The following is a 15140-nucleotide window of genomic DNA, read 5'->3' as shown; positions in this document are numbered from 1 at the left end:
CACTATTCGCAACCACCAATGCCAACACGTAAAGCTGTAAAAAGCTATCAGCCAGAGCATCTCTGGTACAAGGACGCCATCATTTACGAACTGCACGTCAAAACCTTCTGTGACAGCAACAACGACGGCATCGGTGATTTCCGCGGCCTGACGAGCCGCCTCGGTTATCTCGAAAGCCTCGGGGTGACAGCCATCTGGATTCTGCCCTTCTACCCCTCGCCGTTGCGTGACGACGGTTACGATATAGCCGATTACACCTCGGTTAACCCCGATTACGGCACCATTGACGATTTCTGCGAGTTCCTCGAAGAGGCGCACCGGCGCGGCATCAAGGTGATCACCGAACTGGTGGTGAACCACACCTCCGACCAGCACGAGTGGTTCAAGAAGGCCCGCAAGGCGCCGAAAGGCTCACCGGAGCGCGACTTCTACGTCTGGAGCGATGACCCGACGAAATACGGCGAGACGCGCATCATCTTCCAGGATTACGAGGCTTCGAACTGGACCTGGGATCCGGTGGCCGGGCAGTACTACTGGCACCGCTTTTTCCATCACCAGCCCGATCTGAACTTCGAAAATCCCGCCGTGCACCAGGCGCTCTTCGACGTGCTCGACTTCTGGCTCGGCATGGGCGTGGACGGTCTTCGTCTCGATGCCGTGCCCTACCTCTACGAGGCTGAAGGCACCAATTGCGAGAACCTGCCGCACACTTTTGAGTTCCTGCGCAAGCTGCGCTCTTATGTGGACGAGCATTATCCCAACCGGATGCTGCTCGCCGAGGCGAACCAGTGGCCGGAGGACTCCGCCGCCTATCTCGGCAAGGGGGACATGTGCCACATGAACTTCCATTTCCCGCTCATGCCACGCATGTATATGGCGCTGGCCACCGAGGATCGCTTTCCGATCATCGACATTCTCGCCCAGACGCCGGAGATTCCGGAGAGCTGCCAGTGGGCGTCGTTCCTGCGCAACCACGACGAGTTGACGCTTGAAATGGTGACTGACGAGGAGCGCGACTACATGCGCCGCATCTACGCCCACGACCAGCGGGCGCGCATCAACCTCGGCATTCGCCGCCGCCTCGCGCCGCTGATGTCCAACGACCGCCGCCGCATCGAGCTGATGAACATCATGCTGCTCTCCCTGCCCGGTACGCCGGTGCTCTACTACGGCGACGAAATCGGCATGGGAGACAACTACTACCTCGGCGACCGCGACGGCGTGCGCACGCCGATGCAGTGGAACGCCGACCGCAACGCAGGCTTCTCGCGCGCCAATCCGCAGAAGCTGCTCTTGCCGGTGATCATCGATCCCGAGTACCACTACGAGGCGGTCAACGTCGAGGTGCAGGAGTCGAATCCCAACTCGCTGCTCTGGTGGATGCGCCACACCATCGCCACGGCCCGCCGCTTCCAGGCGTTCAGCCGCGGTACCATCGAGTTCCTCAACGCCAGCAACCCCAAGGTGCTGATGTTCATCCGGTCGTACGAAGATGAAACCATCCTCACCGTGATCAACCTGTCCCGCAACGCACAAGCGGTCAACGTCGATCTTGCCGCTTACGAAGGGTGCGTGCCGGAGGAGATCTTCAGTATGAACCGCTTCCCGAGAGTGCGCAAGGAGCCATACATGGTTGCGCTTGGCCCATATGGCTATTTCTGGCTGCGCCTGATTCGCGAGGAGGCGCCTGCCGACCGGTGCGCCCTGCTCGAAAAGGCCGCTCTTCGCGCTGCGAGCTGGCCGGAGCTTTTCGTCGGACGCAACCTCGACAAGCTCGAAACGGCGCTCCTGCCGCCCTACTACAAGAGCGCCCGCTGGTTCGGCGGCAAGGCGCGGAACATCATCCGCATCCGGGTGAACGACACCGTGCCGGTCGCCGAGATGAGCAACACCGCCTTTGCCATCACCGAGGTGCACTACCCGAGCGGCGAGAACGAGCGCTACCAGCTTCCGCTGACCTTCGTGCCGCTGGAGCGCGGTAACCTTGCGGATGAGTCGTTTTACCGTCATGCCATAGCAAGGGTTGAGCTTGATGGTCTTGAAGGGTTCCTCATCGACGCTTCAGCCGACGAGACCTTTCGTTCAAGGCTGCTCGACCTTATCCTGCACAAAGAGACCTGGTCCGGCGCTGCTGGCAAGATCACCGCGGATGCTGGCAAGATGCTCGAAACCTGCTTTGCGGCGAAGGCCGGAGAGGCGCTGCCTGCCTCGCACCTGATGGGGCTGGAGCAGAGCAACACCTCGATCCGCTACGGCGAGCAACTCTGCCTGAAGCTCTATCGCAAGATCGACAACGGCACGGCGCCCGAGATCGAAATCTCCCGCGTGCTGACCGATCACACCGCTTACCGCAACATTCCGGTCTATCTCGGCTCGTTCGATTACGGCAAGAGCCATCGGGAGCGCTGCTCGCTTGGCATTCTCCAGAATTTCGTTCCGAACGAGTCCGACGGCTGGCGATTGAGCCTCGACCATGTGCAGCGCTATTTCGAAAACGTGCTCTCGCACCGCGCGCAGGGGCTTCAGCCGCCCGTGATGCCTTCGCTCTCGTCGGCGACTCACGAACTCCCGGCGCTTATGCGCGAGCTGATCGGTGAGTTCTACCTTCACATGGCTGGCAAGCTCGCCGAACGCACGGCGGAGATGCACATCGCGCTTGGCTCGATCGCCACCGATTCGGCCTTCGCGCCCGAACCCTTCACGACGCTCTACCAGCGCTCGATCTACCAGGCGATGACCGACCAGGTCAAGCGTGGTACGATTTTCCTGCGCGAATCGATGAAGTCCGTGCCGAAGGAGGCTCGCCCGCTTGCCAACGAGCTGCTCGCCAGAGAAAAGAAGATTCTCGAACAGTTCGAACCCATCCGCCAGGAGAAGATCGACACGGTTAAAATCAGGATTCACGGTGACTACCACCTCGGCCAGGTGCTCTACACCGGCAACGACTTCGTGATTCTCGACTTCGAGGGCGAACCGGCCCGCTCGCTCTCGGAGCGCAAGATCAAGCGCTCGGTCTATCGAGACCTCGCTGGTATGCTGCGCTCGTTCGACTACGCGGCCTTCAATGTGCTGATGCAGAACCAGGCTATCCGGCCTGAAGATCGCAAGGCGCTCGAACCGTGGGCCGAGCTTTGGAGCTACTATGTCGGTCAGCACTTCATCGATGTCTATACACAGCAAACCGAAGGTTCGGGTCTGATTCCCAAAGAGCCGCGCCAGCGTGACCTGCTTTTGCGTAGCTACCTGATGAACAAGGCGATCTACGAGTTAAATTACGAACTGAACAATCGCCCCGAGTGGCTGCCGATTCCGATGAACGGCATCCTCCGCCTCATCCGTAACTGACCCATCCGCACTCTTCAAGCCTGTCTCGCGCTTGCAAACGCGAGACAGGTTTTTTTGCCATGCGATTCCATGAATGAACACCATCTCAAAACCAGGGTCAGCGGTCGCTATCTGGTTGAATCGCCGGATGGCAGCGGCCCGTTTCCGCTGCTCGCCGGATTTCACGGCTACGGCCAGACCACCGAAGACGAGCTTGAGTTGCTTCGGAATATTCCCGGTTCGGACAGATGGATCCGCTTGTCGATAGAGGCGCTGCATCCGTTCATCAACTCGAAAGGCCAGCCCGGTTCGAGCTGGATGACTCGCCGCAACAGGGAGTTGCGCATCGCCGAAAACGAGCGTTACGTTGATGCAGTTATCCGCAAGGTCATGGAGAAGTTGCCGCACGATGGCCGTCTGGTGCTGCACGGCTTTTCGCAAGGCGCAGGCATGGCCTGCCGTGCCGCCGTGCTTGGGCGCCATACGGTCGCAGGTGTGATGCTCCTCGGCGGCGACATCCCGCCGGAACTCGACGGTCTCGGGCGAATGCGCACCGTGTATCTCAGTCGGGGTGAGCGTGACCAAATCTACACGCAGAAACATTTCGACTCAGATGTTATCCGGTTGCGAGGGGCGGGGATTGAGCCGATGGTGAGCCAATTTCGGGGAGGGCACGGGCCGACGGCTGAGTATTTCGATGCAGCGGGGCGGTTTCTGGCTGGGGTCGGGTGAGCGCAGGAAAGATGGTTATCCTTACAAATCAGGGAGTGAGGTTCCAGATGTGCAAGGATATAAATGGTGATCGATCAACTCTGTTTTTTCGCTTCGTTCCAGAGCGCGTCCAGCTCTTCAGCCGAGAACTCCTGCCAGCTTTTTCCTGACGCCTGCACCGCCTCCTCGACCTTGCGGAACCGATCCATGAACTTGTTGGTCGCCTTGCGCAGGGAGTCTTCGGGGTTCGTGTCGATGAAGCGGCTGTAGTTGACGATGGTGAAGAGCAGATCGCCAAACTCCTCCTCGCGTTCCTGTTTGTCCGTTGCTTTGCGCAACTCGCCGATCTCCTCCGTGAGCTTGTCGAGCACTCCTTCGTCGCTTGGCCAGTCGAAACCGACGCCCGCCACTTTTTTCTGCACCCGGTAGGCTCGGAGCAATTCCGACATCGCCTTCGGCACGCCGTCGAGCAGGCTCTTGCGCCCCTCCTTCATCTTGAGGTTTTCCCAGTTGCCGAGTACATCCTGCTCGGTCTCGGCTTTCACGTCGCCAAACACATGCGGATGGCGGCTGATGAGCTTGTGGCAGAGCGCCTCGAAGACATCGACGAATGAGAACTTGCCTGCCTCATCGGCCAGCAATACCTGAAAGCAGACGTGCAGGAACAGGTCGCCCAGCTCCTTTTTCAGCTCAGGATCGTCGCCGGTGTCGATAGCGTGCACCAGCTCGTAGCTCTCTTCGAGCAACAGATGGGCGAGCGACTCTGGCGTCTGCTTGCGGTCCCACGGACACTCCGTGCGAAGCACCTGCACAAGGTTCACCACCCGCTCGAAATGTTCGGCAGGCGTGACGGCTTTAAGGTTGAGAATAGACTTCTTGAGGGCTTCGATGGATTGCTGTTCTTTGTGCGTCATGATATCGGGGACTTGTTGCAATGTGCCCAAAGTTACTATTTCGCGTGCAGAATCCGTACTATTGAGAGAGATGAACCAGTAAAATCACCATCAGATGGAACTTGCAGGAACAATCGCTGTCGTGACCGGATCGAGTTCGGGAATCGGGCTTGCCACCTGTCGCGCCCTGCTCGACGCCGGGGCTTCGGTTTTCGGCCTCAGCCGACGCGAAACGACGCTCGATCACGAACGATTCCGCTGGTTGCCGACCGACGTGACCATCGAGTCGGAGATCGATCGTGCGTTCGAGGCGATTTTCACCGAGCGTGGGTGCGTCGATCTGCTGGTCAACAACGCCGGATTCGGCTTTTTCCGCGACATCGAATCCATTGACACGGCGGAGTGGCGAAAGCTGATTGACACCAACCTCACAGCCATGTTTCTCTGCACCCGCAAGGTGGTGCCCTCGATGAAAGCCGCTGGGCGCGGCATGATCGTCAACATCGGCTCGGTGGCGGGCAAGCGCGGCATCAAGGGCGGCACGGCCTACTGCGCCTCCAAATTCGCGGTCAACGGCTTCTCCGAATCGCTCATGGAGGAGCTGCGAGGCTTCGGCATCCGCGTGGCGTGCCTCAACCCCGTCTCGATCATGACGGAGTTTTTCGACCACGCCGGTATCGAACCGAAAAAGCATCTGCAGCCGGATGAAATCGCCCACCTCATTGTCTCGCTCGTCCAGTTGCCCGACGGTATGCTTCCCGACGAAATGACCGTTCGGCCATTGTAAATCATAATTTCATATCGACTTATGTCATCTTCCGATCTTCGCATTCCCGTTCCAGGCCACCCCATCGCCGCCATTGCTACGCCGGTCGGCGTCGGAGCGCTCGCTATCGTGCGCATCAGCGGCGCGGGGGTGCTCGCCATCGCCGACCGTGTGTTCCGCAAGGCGCACGGAAGCGAAAAGCTTGCCGATGCCGCCGGATTCACTGCGCACTTCGGGCGGCTCTACGACGGCGAGGAGATGGTGGACGAGGTGATCGCGCTGGTTTTCCGCGCGCCGCGCTCCTTCACCGCCGAGGAGATGGTGGAGTTCACCTGCCACGGCGGCCCGGTGGTGGTGGGGCGTGTGCTGCGGCTGATGCTCGACAACGGTTGCCGTCTCGCCGAGCCGGGCGAGTTCACACGCCGCGCCTTCCTCAACGGACGCATCGACCTGTTGCAGGCCGAAGCGATCGGCGAAATGATTCACGCCCGCACCGAATCGGCCTACCGCACGGCGGTCAGCCAGATGAAGGGCGACCTCTCGAAGAAGCTTGGCGAACTGCGCGAGCACCTCATCCGGTCATGCGCGCTCATCGAACTCGAACTGGATTTCAGCGAAGAGGATGTCGAGTTCCAGAGTCGCGCTGAACTGACCGCGCAGATCGAAACGCTCCGTGGCGAAGTGAACCGGCTCATCGGCTCTTACCAGCACGGACGGCTCGTCAGCGAAGGGGTCTCGACGGTCATCGCGGGCAGACCGAATGCCGGTAAGTCCACGCTGCTTAACACGTTACTCGGCCAGGAACGCGCCATCGTCAGCCACATGCCCGGCACGACGCGCGACTACATCGAGGAGTGTTTCATCCACGACAAGACGATGTTCCGCCTCACCGACACCGCCGGACTGCGCGAAGCGGGCGAAGAGGTCGAGCACGAAGGCATCCGTCGCAGCCGCATGAAGATGGCCGAAGCCGACCTGATTCTCTACCTGCTTGACCTCGGCACAGAGCGGCTCGACGAGGAGCTTGCCGAAATCTGTGAGCTGAAGGCCGCACATCCCGAAGCGAAGTTCCTCACTGTCGCCAACAAGCTCGACCGGGCCGAAAACGCCGACGCCCGCATCCAGACCATCGCGGCGGGCACCGGCACGGAAGTGATCGGTATCTCCGCGCTCAAGAGCGAGGGCATCGACACGCTCAAGCAGCACATGGGCGATCTCGTCAAAAACCTCGATAAACTGCACGAAGCGAGCGTACTCGTCACCAGCCTCCGCCACTACGAAGCCCTGCGCAACGCCTCCGAAGCCCTGCAAAACGCCCTCGAACTGATCGCCCACGAGTCCGAAACCGAGCTCATCGCCTTCGAACTTCGGGCCGCCCTCGATTACGTCGGTGAAATCACCGGAAAGGTGGTGAACGAAGAGGTGCTGAATACGATCTTCGACAAGTTTTGTATCGGGAAATAGAAAGAGAACGATTCCAACTTATTGTAATGATTATGCTTGTTTGTGATTTCAAAACCACGTGCCTGCACTGGATGAATGTCGATGATGTCGTCATGGGCGGAGTATCGGACAGCGCGATGCAGTTGACTCCGGACGGAATCGCTGTGTTCGCCGGGAATCTGTCGCTCGAAAACTCCGGTGGCTTTGCTTCGGTGCGGACAGTGCTTGCGCAGCGGAATTATGCAGATTTCGACGGGTTTCGGATCAGGGTGAAAGGAGATGGCAAGCGCTACAGCTTCAGGGCGAGGAACGATGACCGGTTCGACGGCATAGTTTATAAATACGATTTCGAGACCGTGCCGGACAAGTGGATGGAGATCGACCTTCCTTTTGCAGGCTTCATTCCGTCATTTCGGGGCAGAACGCTTGCTGATGTTCCGCCGCTCGATAGCGCCCACATTGTCCAGATCGGTTTGCTCATTTCCGCCAGGCAGGAGGGGGCATTCCGGCTGGAGGTCGACTGGGTCGAGGCGTATTGAGTTGATGATTTGTGATGCTTCTCGTTTTATCTCACACCTCGTAGCACCACGCTTCGTGCCAGGTCTGTTTTTCCAGCCTTTGGCATTTTGAAAATCCTGCGTTTCGGGCAAGCTGTTCGAGCGTTGAGGCCGTTTCGGGGAAATCGCAGCTCCGGATGTGTTCCTGTACCTGGTTGCGTTCGTCGGGTGTGAGCGCCTCCCACTGCGTCCGCACGGTTTTGTTGTAGCTGTAGAGGTACTCCTGCCGCGCCTGCCCTTCGTCGCGCATCACATCAACAAGAATTATGCAGCCGTTGTCTCGAAGAACGTGGCGGCATTCGCTGAAGACAGCCTGCTTGCTTTCAGCGGGCGGGTGGTGCAGAGCGTAGCTCGAATAGACGATGTCGTAATGGCTTTCGGGCGCTTCGCGCAATGCGGAGAGCATGTCCTTGGAGCACAGGTTGACGGCGGCGCCGAACGGTTCGAGGTTTTTGCGGGCTTTGTCGAGGGCAAATTGCGAGAGGTCGCATCCGCAGTATTCTTCGAGCTGACCGGGTTTGAAGAGCTTCACGATGTGCGAGGCGTCACCACAGCCGAGGTCGATGAGGTGCAGCGGGCCGGGGCGGCTCTCGAAAAGTGTTGCCACCGCCGTCGCGATTTCCCGGTGAAACATGAGGTTATGGCTGATGACTTTCTGGTAGGCGCCCCAGGTTTTGCGGAAGATCGTGATCGGGTCTGCACTCATGAATACTTCATAGGGAAAATCGGCGAGTATTGCGACTTGAGATGCAATGTACAAAAATGTAGCGTATTGAACACTCAGATAGCTTCATTAGACTGTCCAAAGAGCTTCTTGAAAGATCAAGACAGGACGGAACACATTTTCAGCAGCGTTTCTTGATGTGTATGAAGGGGATCAAGTTTGGCGCGGTCAGAATCATTTTTGCGGGTTTTCATCAAAAAACACACGCTGATTGCCGTAGCGCCAACGGGTGTATCTATTAGCGCTTACGGCAATCAGGAGTTGTCTTGTGCTTGAGGGTATCGCACTTGATGGTTGACAGCCGTTACTCCGCGGCTGTCCAATGGTTTATCCCCAGATATCCTTGCTGATATTGGTGTACCAGCCCTCGGCGAACATCGCCTCCTGCGCCAACTGGTCGTCGCTTGCATCGGCTGGCGTCAGTCCTCCCGATCCCGGAATTTCGATAATGCCAGTCGCGGCGAACTCGTAGACGCCTGCCACGGAAATGCCGTATTCCGGCCCGATCAGACTGTAGCAGGTGTTGACCAGAGACGGCGGAGCCGGTTCCTTGCCGCGAAACATATTGACGATTGCCGCCGCAGCAACCTTGCCCTGGCTGCTGGCCGCGAAGCCGGATTTCGGCATGGCGCCGGCGATACAGGCGTCGCCGATGACGTGAATTCCCTGGTGAATCGTCGATTCGAAGGATGAGGGCTTGACCGGGCACCACCCTTTTTCATTGGTAAGCCCTGCCTCGAAAGCGATTTTGCCTGCTTTCTGCGCCGGGATGACGTTGATGACGTCACCCTTTACCGCGCCGAGATCAGTTTCAATCGTCATGGTTTTGGCATCGATTCCAAGAACCTTGCCGCCGCCCGTCGAGCTTCGCCATTCGATCATGCCCGGATAGAGCCGATCCCATCCTTTGTTGAACAGTCCCTGCTTGGAGAACTTCTCCTTGGCGTCGAGAATGATGACCTTCGATTTTGGCTTGTGCTTCTTCAGGTAGTGAGCGACGAGGCTGGCGCGCTCGTATGGGCCGGGAGGGCAGCGGAACGGATTGTCCGGCGGGCAGATGACGACGGTGCCACCATTTTTCATCGTCTGAAGCTGGCGATGCAGGAGAATCGTCTGTGGGCCAGCCTGCCAGGCATGAGGCATTTTCGATTCGGCGATTTTCTGGCTGTATCCCGGAATGGCGTCATACTTGAAATCGATACCGGGAGAGACGACGAGACGATCATATCCGATAACCCGGCCGCCCGCAAGCTTGACTGTGCCTTTTGCAGCATCGACAGAAACGACCCTGTCGGCAATGACATTTACGCCATGTTTGGTACGGAGAGCCGTGTAGGTGTGAGTGATATCCTTCATGGTTTTCAACCCACCAAGCACCCAGTTGCTGAACGGGCAGGTAACGTAGGAAAGCTTCTGCTCGATCAGCGTCACGGAAATTGACGGATCGAGCTTTCTGAGATATTTGGCCGTAGCTGCGCCGCCAAATCCGCCGCCGACGACGACCACATGTTTTTTCGATCCTCCAGCCGCAAAAGCATTACCGCTCATACCGAAAAGTCCGAATGCCGAACCGGCGACGCCTGATACAAGCAGTTTGTTGAAATCACGCCTTGAAATACTCATGACCCTTTTCCTCCGGTTAATTTTTCTTTTTCGACAGATTTCCGAAATACTCGGCAATCAGGTGAATCTCTTCTGGCGTGTACCCTTTGGCATGCCTGCCCATTACGGTAGACACTCGGGCACCGGACTTGAAATCAAGCAAAGCAGATTCGATATAACCTGTGGTCTTGCCGTAAATCGAAGGCATGATACTTGAGCTTTTACCATCGGTGCCATGACATCCGGAGCAAGAAAGTGCCAGTATCCGGCCGCGTTCACGCATCTTGGCGGGATCCATAGCTGGAGCTTGAGTCGGGGCCGGGCGGCAACCGTAGCCGACGCTGGCGCATCGGCCGCCATCACCGTACTGCTGGCATGAAACAATGGCATTACGGCGAACACCAGGCCCAGCATTACGTTCTTTTTTGGAGGCATAACGGGTTCTCCTTATTTACATTGCATGAACTGGATTGAAATAGGGTAAAACTGGCGAATAAAGATGGGTGGCAACTATCTGAAAATGTGCTGAAAGCCTTGGCAGACAAAGGGGATCTCTTGATAACTGGCAGAGGCCGGCAATAAAAAGACGCTGACTCAGTTGGTCTCAAAAACAATTGTTAATATAAGGTGGGGGCATTATGATGCAAGCGAAATGACTATTCATTCATATAGTTACATCTCTTTGTGTTAGGCGAGGGCACTTCTGAAAAGTGTCATGAGCGGCCCGAATGCAAGGCGCAGGGGGCGCAGAGCCCAAAGTGAATACAGGGGTCATGAGGATTTCGAGCACCACCCAACGCAGCAATTGTGTTTAGCAACAGGTACTATCGGTGCCATAATGGCTTTTAGGCCATGGGTTTGGAGGTCATGAACTTTGCTTCTCTGCAAAGAGGCTTTGTGGTTCGATATCGTGATTTTCTGGCTGATGCTGTCTGCTTGGAATGGAGGTGTTGTGGCTGGGCCATGAATACTGCGGATGTTTTCTCAAGCCCCCTTGTTCCGAAATGAACAGGGGGCTGAGTGGTTTTCAACCGTGCAGGTCAGTTGTACGCTTCTATTTTGACTCTGCCGACGCCACTGTCCACGAGATCGAGCTGTTTTGCTGCAGCTTTCGAGAGGTCGATGATTCTGTTTTTGATATAGGGCCCCCGATCGTTGATCTTTACGAAGACCATTTTTCCGTTGTTGAGGTTAGTTACCCTGACGATAGTTCCAAACGGAAGAGAGCGGTGTGCGGCAGTGAATTCTTTCATGTCAAACGTCTCGCCGTTTGCCGTTGTCTGGCCGTGGAATCTGTTGGCGTAATAGGAGGCTTTTCCAACGGCGACCATAAACCTGTTGCCGTTGTCCTGAGGCTTCGCGGCGGTGAGTTCTATTGCTGCTTTTCGGAATGAGCTGTTTTTCTGCGAGGAGGATTGAGTTATCGCTCCGTTTTGGCTGGCAAAAGCGTTGAACGGAGAAGCTGATATGAAGAGTGATAATGCCAATACAAGGCGACTGTACAGAGTGAAAAGTGTTTTCATAATCGCATAATGTTTAAAGCGCGTCTACTCGATCTGGTGCTGTGTATGGTTTTGGTTTTGTCATGTTGAGTGTCTCTGGTAGAGCGCTGTTTTGTTTCGTAGTACTTATGCTTGACTTAAAATATAATAAAAATGTTTTTAAAGTGCGAAATCCTGTCGATCTGAATGCCGATAGCTCGAGATAATCGTTTTTGATATTTTCTTAAATATTTATAATAAAGCCATTTAAATGGCTACCCTGTTTGATTTCCTGTTTTGAAACGAACGCTGTTTTGAGTAAAAGAACTGCGAGAAATGTGCTGGTTGTGCGTTGTATCTGCTTCGATGATGTGTCCATTTTCACCTTGCTGACCTGCGCAATCCGGGGTGTGTCGCCGGGTGCGGGAAGCTTTTTAGCCTCTATTGCGGTTGAGTCAGGATATCGGGAGCGTTCAGATCAAACATATCCAGCAGAGTCAGCACGTGGGACAAAAACGAACTTGGCTTGCCGTCACACGGGTGACCGGCGCTATTCTGATGGCGGTGCATCTGCTGTTGGCCATGCCGTTTGTTTCCGCCGCCGGACCTGCTGAAGAATTAATCGATCAGGGCATCCGGAAGGGACTTGAAGGGAATTATCAGGAGGCGATCGATCATTTCGGCCGCGCGATACGTCTGGCTCCCCGCAATGCAGATGCTTTTTACAACCGGGGTCTTGCCCGTGGTTCAATTGGCGACCTGACAGGCGCGATTGCCGATTATACCAGGAGCATAAGCCTCGATCCCCGTTCATCCGGAGCATACAATAACCGCGGATTTGCCCTGGCGGCTCTTGGCAGACATGCGGAAGCCCTCGCGGACATGTCACGAGCGATAGCTCTCCGGCCGGACATGGCTCAATTGTATAACAATCGAGGCACGATCAGGATGTCCATAAAGGCGTATGCGCCTGCGATCGCCGATTTCACCAGAGCCATAGCGCTTGATCCGTTGCTTGCCGGTGCGTACAACAATCGCGGGCTCGCCAGAAATCTCTCTGGCGAGCTTCAAGGCGCGGTCGCTGATTACCGCGAGGCGGTTCGGATCGATCCTCGTTACAAGGTCGCCTGGTACAACCTGGGCAATGCACATGTCTCCCTCGGAGATGCAAAAGAGGCCGTCGAGGATTACTCGAAGGTTCTTGTGCTCAATCCGGACATGCTTGTCGCGCGGAATAACCGGGCTTTCGCTCGGCTTTCACTGAGAGACTATAAAGGGGCTCTGGAGGACTTGAACCTCGTCATATCGAAGTCTCCGCAAGATGCTGCGGGCTGGTACAATCGGGGTGTCGTCCGGAAGCTCGCTGGTGACCGGCAGGGCGCGATTGAAGACCTCCGGCGGGCTGCGGCGCTTGGCGATTCTTTGGCTGCCGAGGCGCTCAGGGAGATAATGAACCCGGATGGCACGCCGCCCTGAACCGTGCCGGGTGGCGCTTGTTTGCAATTGAAGGCGAATGTGTATATTCCTTGGTTCGCATTATCAGAAGCTTATGAGGTCGTTCGTTACCACCTAAAACTGTCAGCCAGAAACGACGATCCATCTGCGAAGGGCTTATCTCGCCGTAACCGGTTTTCCGGTGTGAACCCTTTGTGGTAACAAGACTTTTCCTGCCCTATGTCAACGACTTCAGACGAATCCCATTTATCTTCCTCCTCCGATAATTTTGATTTCAAGCGTCTTGCCACGTTGTCGCTTGCGGCGCTTGGCGTGGTGTTCGGCGACATCGGCACCAGTCCTCTCTATGCTGTCCGCGAGTGTTTTCATGGCGAATTCAGCATTCCTGTGACCACTCCCAATGTGCTCGGAGTACTTTCTCTGCTGATCTGGGCGCTGCTCCTGATTGTTACCCTGAAGTACCTGACCTTCATTATGAAGGCGGATAACGAAGGCGAGGGCGGCATTCTCGCGCTGACCTCCCTGATTATTTCCCAAAGCAAGAAGAGCAAGAGCGAGCGGTGGGTGCTGGTCAGTCTCGGCCTGTTTGGCGCGGCGCTGCTCTATGGGGACGGTATGATTACTCCGTCGATTTCGGTGCTCAGTGCCGTCGAGGGCATTCAGATCATCGCGCCCAGCTTCAGCCCGCTGGTGATTCCCGTGACCATCGTCATTCTTGCCGGGCTGTTTCTCTTTCAACATAACGGCACTGCCAAAGTGGGAGCCTTTTTCGGTCCGGTCATTCTTCTCTGGTTCACCTCTATAGGGCTGTGCGGTCTTGTTGAGATCGTCAAATATCCGGCCATTCTCAAAGCGGTCTTGCCTTGGTATGGCATCGAGTTTCTCGTAAATAACCATGCCAAGGGCTTTCTGGTGCTTGGCGCGGTGTTCCTTGCCGTCACTGGCGCCGAGGCGCTGTATGCCGATATGGGCCATTTCGGAAGGCGGCCGATCCGGCTGACCTGGAGCCTGCTGGTGCTGCCAGCTTTGTTGTTGAACTATTTCGGCCAAGGCGCGGTGCTGCTTTCCCAGCCCTCCATGTCTTACAATCCTTTTTATGCCTTGGTTCCGTCATGGGGAGTAATTCCCATGGTTATCCTTGCGACGCTTGCGACCATCATTGCTTCTCAGGCGCTCATCACCGGAGTTTTTTCCCTGACCCAGCAGGGCATCCAGCTCGGTTACATTCCGCGGCTCACTGTGCGGCACACATCGGCCAGCCACATCGGCCAGATTTACGTTCCGGCGGCCAACTGGGCGCTGATGTTCTCGACGATCGCCCTTGTCGCCGGGTTCGGCTCCTCGAGCAAACTTGCCTCGGCTTACGGTGTGGCCGTGACGGCGACCATGCTGATTTCTGCCGTGCTATTTTACTATGTCGCTCGTGATCTCTGGAACTGGAACCGCCTTGGCCTCAATCTGTTGATGGGCATGTTCATGCTGATCGATCTGTCGTTTTTTGGGGCGAGTATGAGTAAACTGTTCCACGGTGCCTGGTTCCCGCTGGTTATCGGGTTTGCGCTGTTCACCCTCATGCTGACCTGGAAGAACGGGCGCAAGCTGCTGCAAACGCAGATCGCAAATCGAACGCTCACCATTGGCGAGTTCGTTGAAAGCCTTGCCATTCAGCAGCCGCAGAGGGTCAAGGGGCAGGCAATCTATCTGACAGCCAACCCTGACGTGGTGCCGATGGCCCTGTTACACAACATGCGCCACAACAAGATTCTGCATTCAGAGGTAGGCCTGTTGCATTTCTCCACCGAGCGCGTGCCTCGCGTGCCGAACAGCAAAAAAGTGGAGGTTGTCCAGCTCAGCTACGGCATGTACAAGATTATCGCCCGGTATGGCTTCATGGAGTATCCCAACATCAGGCAGGTGCTCGCTCTTGCAAACCAGCAGGGGATGCATTTCAGGCCCGAGGCGATCAGCTTCTTCATCAATCGCGAAAAGATCGTGACGGGGATGAAATCGAGAATGAGCAAATGGCGAAAAAAGCTGTTCGCGCTCATGGCTCGCAACGCGCTGAGCGCCACGGATTACTACGATCTTCCTTCGGGACAGGTGATCGAGATAGGTGTACAAGTGCAAATTTGATACTGCATTTTTCCCGGTTTTATTTGTTTTCTATATAGCATTATGTACATT

General features: G+C 56.3%; 12 protein-coding genes. 7 read left to right on the top strand and 5 right to left on the bottom strand.

What is annotated here, in order from left to right:
* The first annotated feature begins 18 nt into the window (after nt 1-18).
* Complete coding sequence (gene treS, locus NY406_RS09625) at nt 19-3345, top strand: maltose alpha-D-glucosyltransferase (protein ID WP_260533964.1); 3327 nt, start codon at nt 19-21, stop codon at nt 3343-3345.
* A gap of 69 nt (nt 3346-3414) precedes the next feature.
* Entirely contained in the window at nt 3415-4056 is a 642-nt protein-coding gene (locus NY406_RS09620; protein WP_260533963.1) for an alpha/beta hydrolase, read from the top strand.
* Nucleotides 4057-4130: 74 nt separating this feature from the next.
* Here NY406_RS09620 and mazG read toward each other — a convergent pair whose 3' ends face one another.
* On the bottom strand, nt 4131-4949 hold the full coding sequence (mazG, locus tag NY406_RS09615) for a nucleoside triphosphate pyrophosphohydrolase (protein ID WP_260533962.1): 819 nt from the start codon (nt 4947-4949) through the stop codon (nt 4131-4133).
* Between the two features lie 94 nt (nt 4950-5043).
* Between mazG and NY406_RS09610 the strand changes: the two genes are divergently transcribed.
* The 3 genes from NY406_RS09610 to NY406_RS09600 all read left to right on the top strand — a co-directional run bounded on the left by NY406_RS09610 (nt 5044) and on the right by NY406_RS09600 (nt 7676).
* The gene (locus NY406_RS09610) at nt 5044-5715 is read left to right on the top strand and encodes an SDR family oxidoreductase (RefSeq protein ID WP_260533961.1); all 672 of its coding nucleotides are present in this window, start codon (nt 5044-5046) and stop codon (nt 5713-5715) included.
* 21 nt (nt 5716-5736) lie between these two features.
* Nucleotides 5737-7158 (top strand): tRNA uridine-5-carboxymethylaminomethyl(34) synthesis GTPase MnmE, encoded by a 1422-nt coding sequence (mnmE, locus tag NY406_RS09605; RefSeq protein ID WP_260533960.1) that lies wholly within the window; start codon nt 5737-5739, stop codon nt 7156-7158.
* 71 nt (nt 7159-7229) lie between these two features.
* Nucleotides 7230-7676: a CIA30 family protein gene (locus tag NY406_RS09600; RefSeq protein ID WP_317618649.1), complete on the top strand. Its 447-nt coding sequence runs from the start codon at nt 7230-7232 to the stop codon at nt 7674-7676.
* A 31-nt stretch (nt 7677-7707) separates the two neighbouring features.
* On the opposite strand, the gene NY406_RS09595 is transcribed toward NY406_RS09600, so the two are convergent.
* The 4 genes from NY406_RS09595 to NY406_RS09580 all read right to left on the bottom strand — a co-directional run bounded on the left by NY406_RS09595 (nt 7708) and on the right by NY406_RS09580 (nt 11543).
* Complete coding sequence (locus NY406_RS09595) at nt 7708-8400, bottom strand: class I SAM-dependent methyltransferase (protein WP_260533959.1); 693 nt, start codon at nt 8398-8400, stop codon at nt 7708-7710.
* A 345-nt stretch (nt 8401-8745) separates the two neighbouring features.
* On the bottom strand, nt 8746-10041 hold the full coding sequence (locus NY406_RS09590) for an NAD(P)/FAD-dependent oxidoreductase (RefSeq protein ID WP_260533958.1): 1296 nt from the start codon (nt 10039-10041) through the stop codon (nt 8746-8748).
* A gap of 16 nt (nt 10042-10057) precedes the next feature.
* Nucleotides 10058-10405: a c-type cytochrome gene (locus NY406_RS09585; protein WP_411267107.1), complete on the bottom strand. Its 348-nt coding sequence runs from the start codon at nt 10403-10405 to the stop codon at nt 10058-10060.
* Between the two features lie 655 nt (nt 10406-11060).
* Nucleotides 11061-11543 (bottom strand): septal ring lytic transglycosylase RlpA family protein, encoded by a 483-nt coding sequence (locus tag NY406_RS09580; RefSeq protein ID WP_260533957.1) that lies wholly within the window; start codon nt 11541-11543, stop codon nt 11061-11063.
* Between the two features lie 462 nt (nt 11544-12005).
* On the opposite strand from NY406_RS09580, the gene NY406_RS09575 reads away from it, so the two are divergent.
* Both NY406_RS09575 and NY406_RS09570 read left to right on the top strand, forming a co-directional pair.
* Entirely contained in the window at nt 12006-12977 is a 972-nt protein-coding gene (locus NY406_RS09575) for a tetratricopeptide repeat protein (protein ID WP_260533956.1), read from the top strand.
* A 198-nt stretch (nt 12978-13175) separates the two neighbouring features.
* Nucleotides 13176-15089 carry a potassium transporter Kup gene (locus tag NY406_RS09570; protein ID WP_260533955.1) on the top strand — a complete coding sequence of 638 codons (1914 nt, stop codon included), beginning with the start codon at nt 13176-13178 and terminating at the stop codon, nt 15087-15089.
* The last annotated feature ends 51 nt before the right edge of the window (nt 15090-15140 follow it).

It is taken from the genome of Chlorobaculum sp. MV4-Y, assembly GCF_025244685.1.
Classification (GTDB): Bacteria; Bacteroidota; Chlorobiia; order Chlorobiales; family Chlorobiaceae; genus Chlorobaculum.
This window is presented reverse-complemented; position numbering and strand designations above follow the sequence as displayed.

Bases quoted from the DNA above. Each gene is read 5' to 3' on its own strand.
- treS (WP_260533964.1), top strand. From the start codon at position 19: ATGCCAACACGTAAAGCTGTAAAAAGCTATCAGCCAGAGCATCTCTGG.
- NY406_RS09620 (WP_260533963.1), top strand. From the start codon at position 3,415: ATGAATGAACACCATCTCAAAACCAGGGTCAGCGGTCGCTATCTGGTT.
- mazG (WP_260533962.1), bottom strand. From the start codon at position 4,949: ATGACGCACAAAGAACAGCAATCCATCGAAGCCCTCAAGAAGTCTATT.
- NY406_RS09610 (WP_260533961.1), top strand. From the start codon at position 5,044: ATGGAACTTGCAGGAACAATCGCTGTCGTGACCGGATCGAGTTCGGGA.
- mnmE (WP_260533960.1), top strand. From the start codon at position 5,737: ATGTCATCTTCCGATCTTCGCATTCCCGTTCCAGGCCACCCCATCGCC.
- NY406_RS09600 (WP_317618649.1), top strand. From the start codon at position 7,230: ATGAATGTCGATGATGTCGTCATGGGCGGAGTATCGGACAGCGCGATG.
- NY406_RS09595 (WP_260533959.1), bottom strand. From the start codon at position 8,400: ATGAGTGCAGACCCGATCACGATCTTCCGCAAAACCTGGGGCGCCTAC.
- NY406_RS09590 (WP_260533958.1), bottom strand. From the start codon at position 10,041: ATGAGTATTTCAAGGCGTGATTTCAACAAACTGCTTGTATCAGGCGTC.
- NY406_RS09580 (WP_260533957.1), bottom strand. From the start codon at position 11,543: ATGAAAACACTTTTCACTCTGTACAGTCGCCTTGTATTGGCATTATCA.
- NY406_RS09570 (WP_260533955.1), top strand. From the start codon at position 13,176: ATGTCAACGACTTCAGACGAATCCCATTTATCTTCCTCCTCCGATAAT.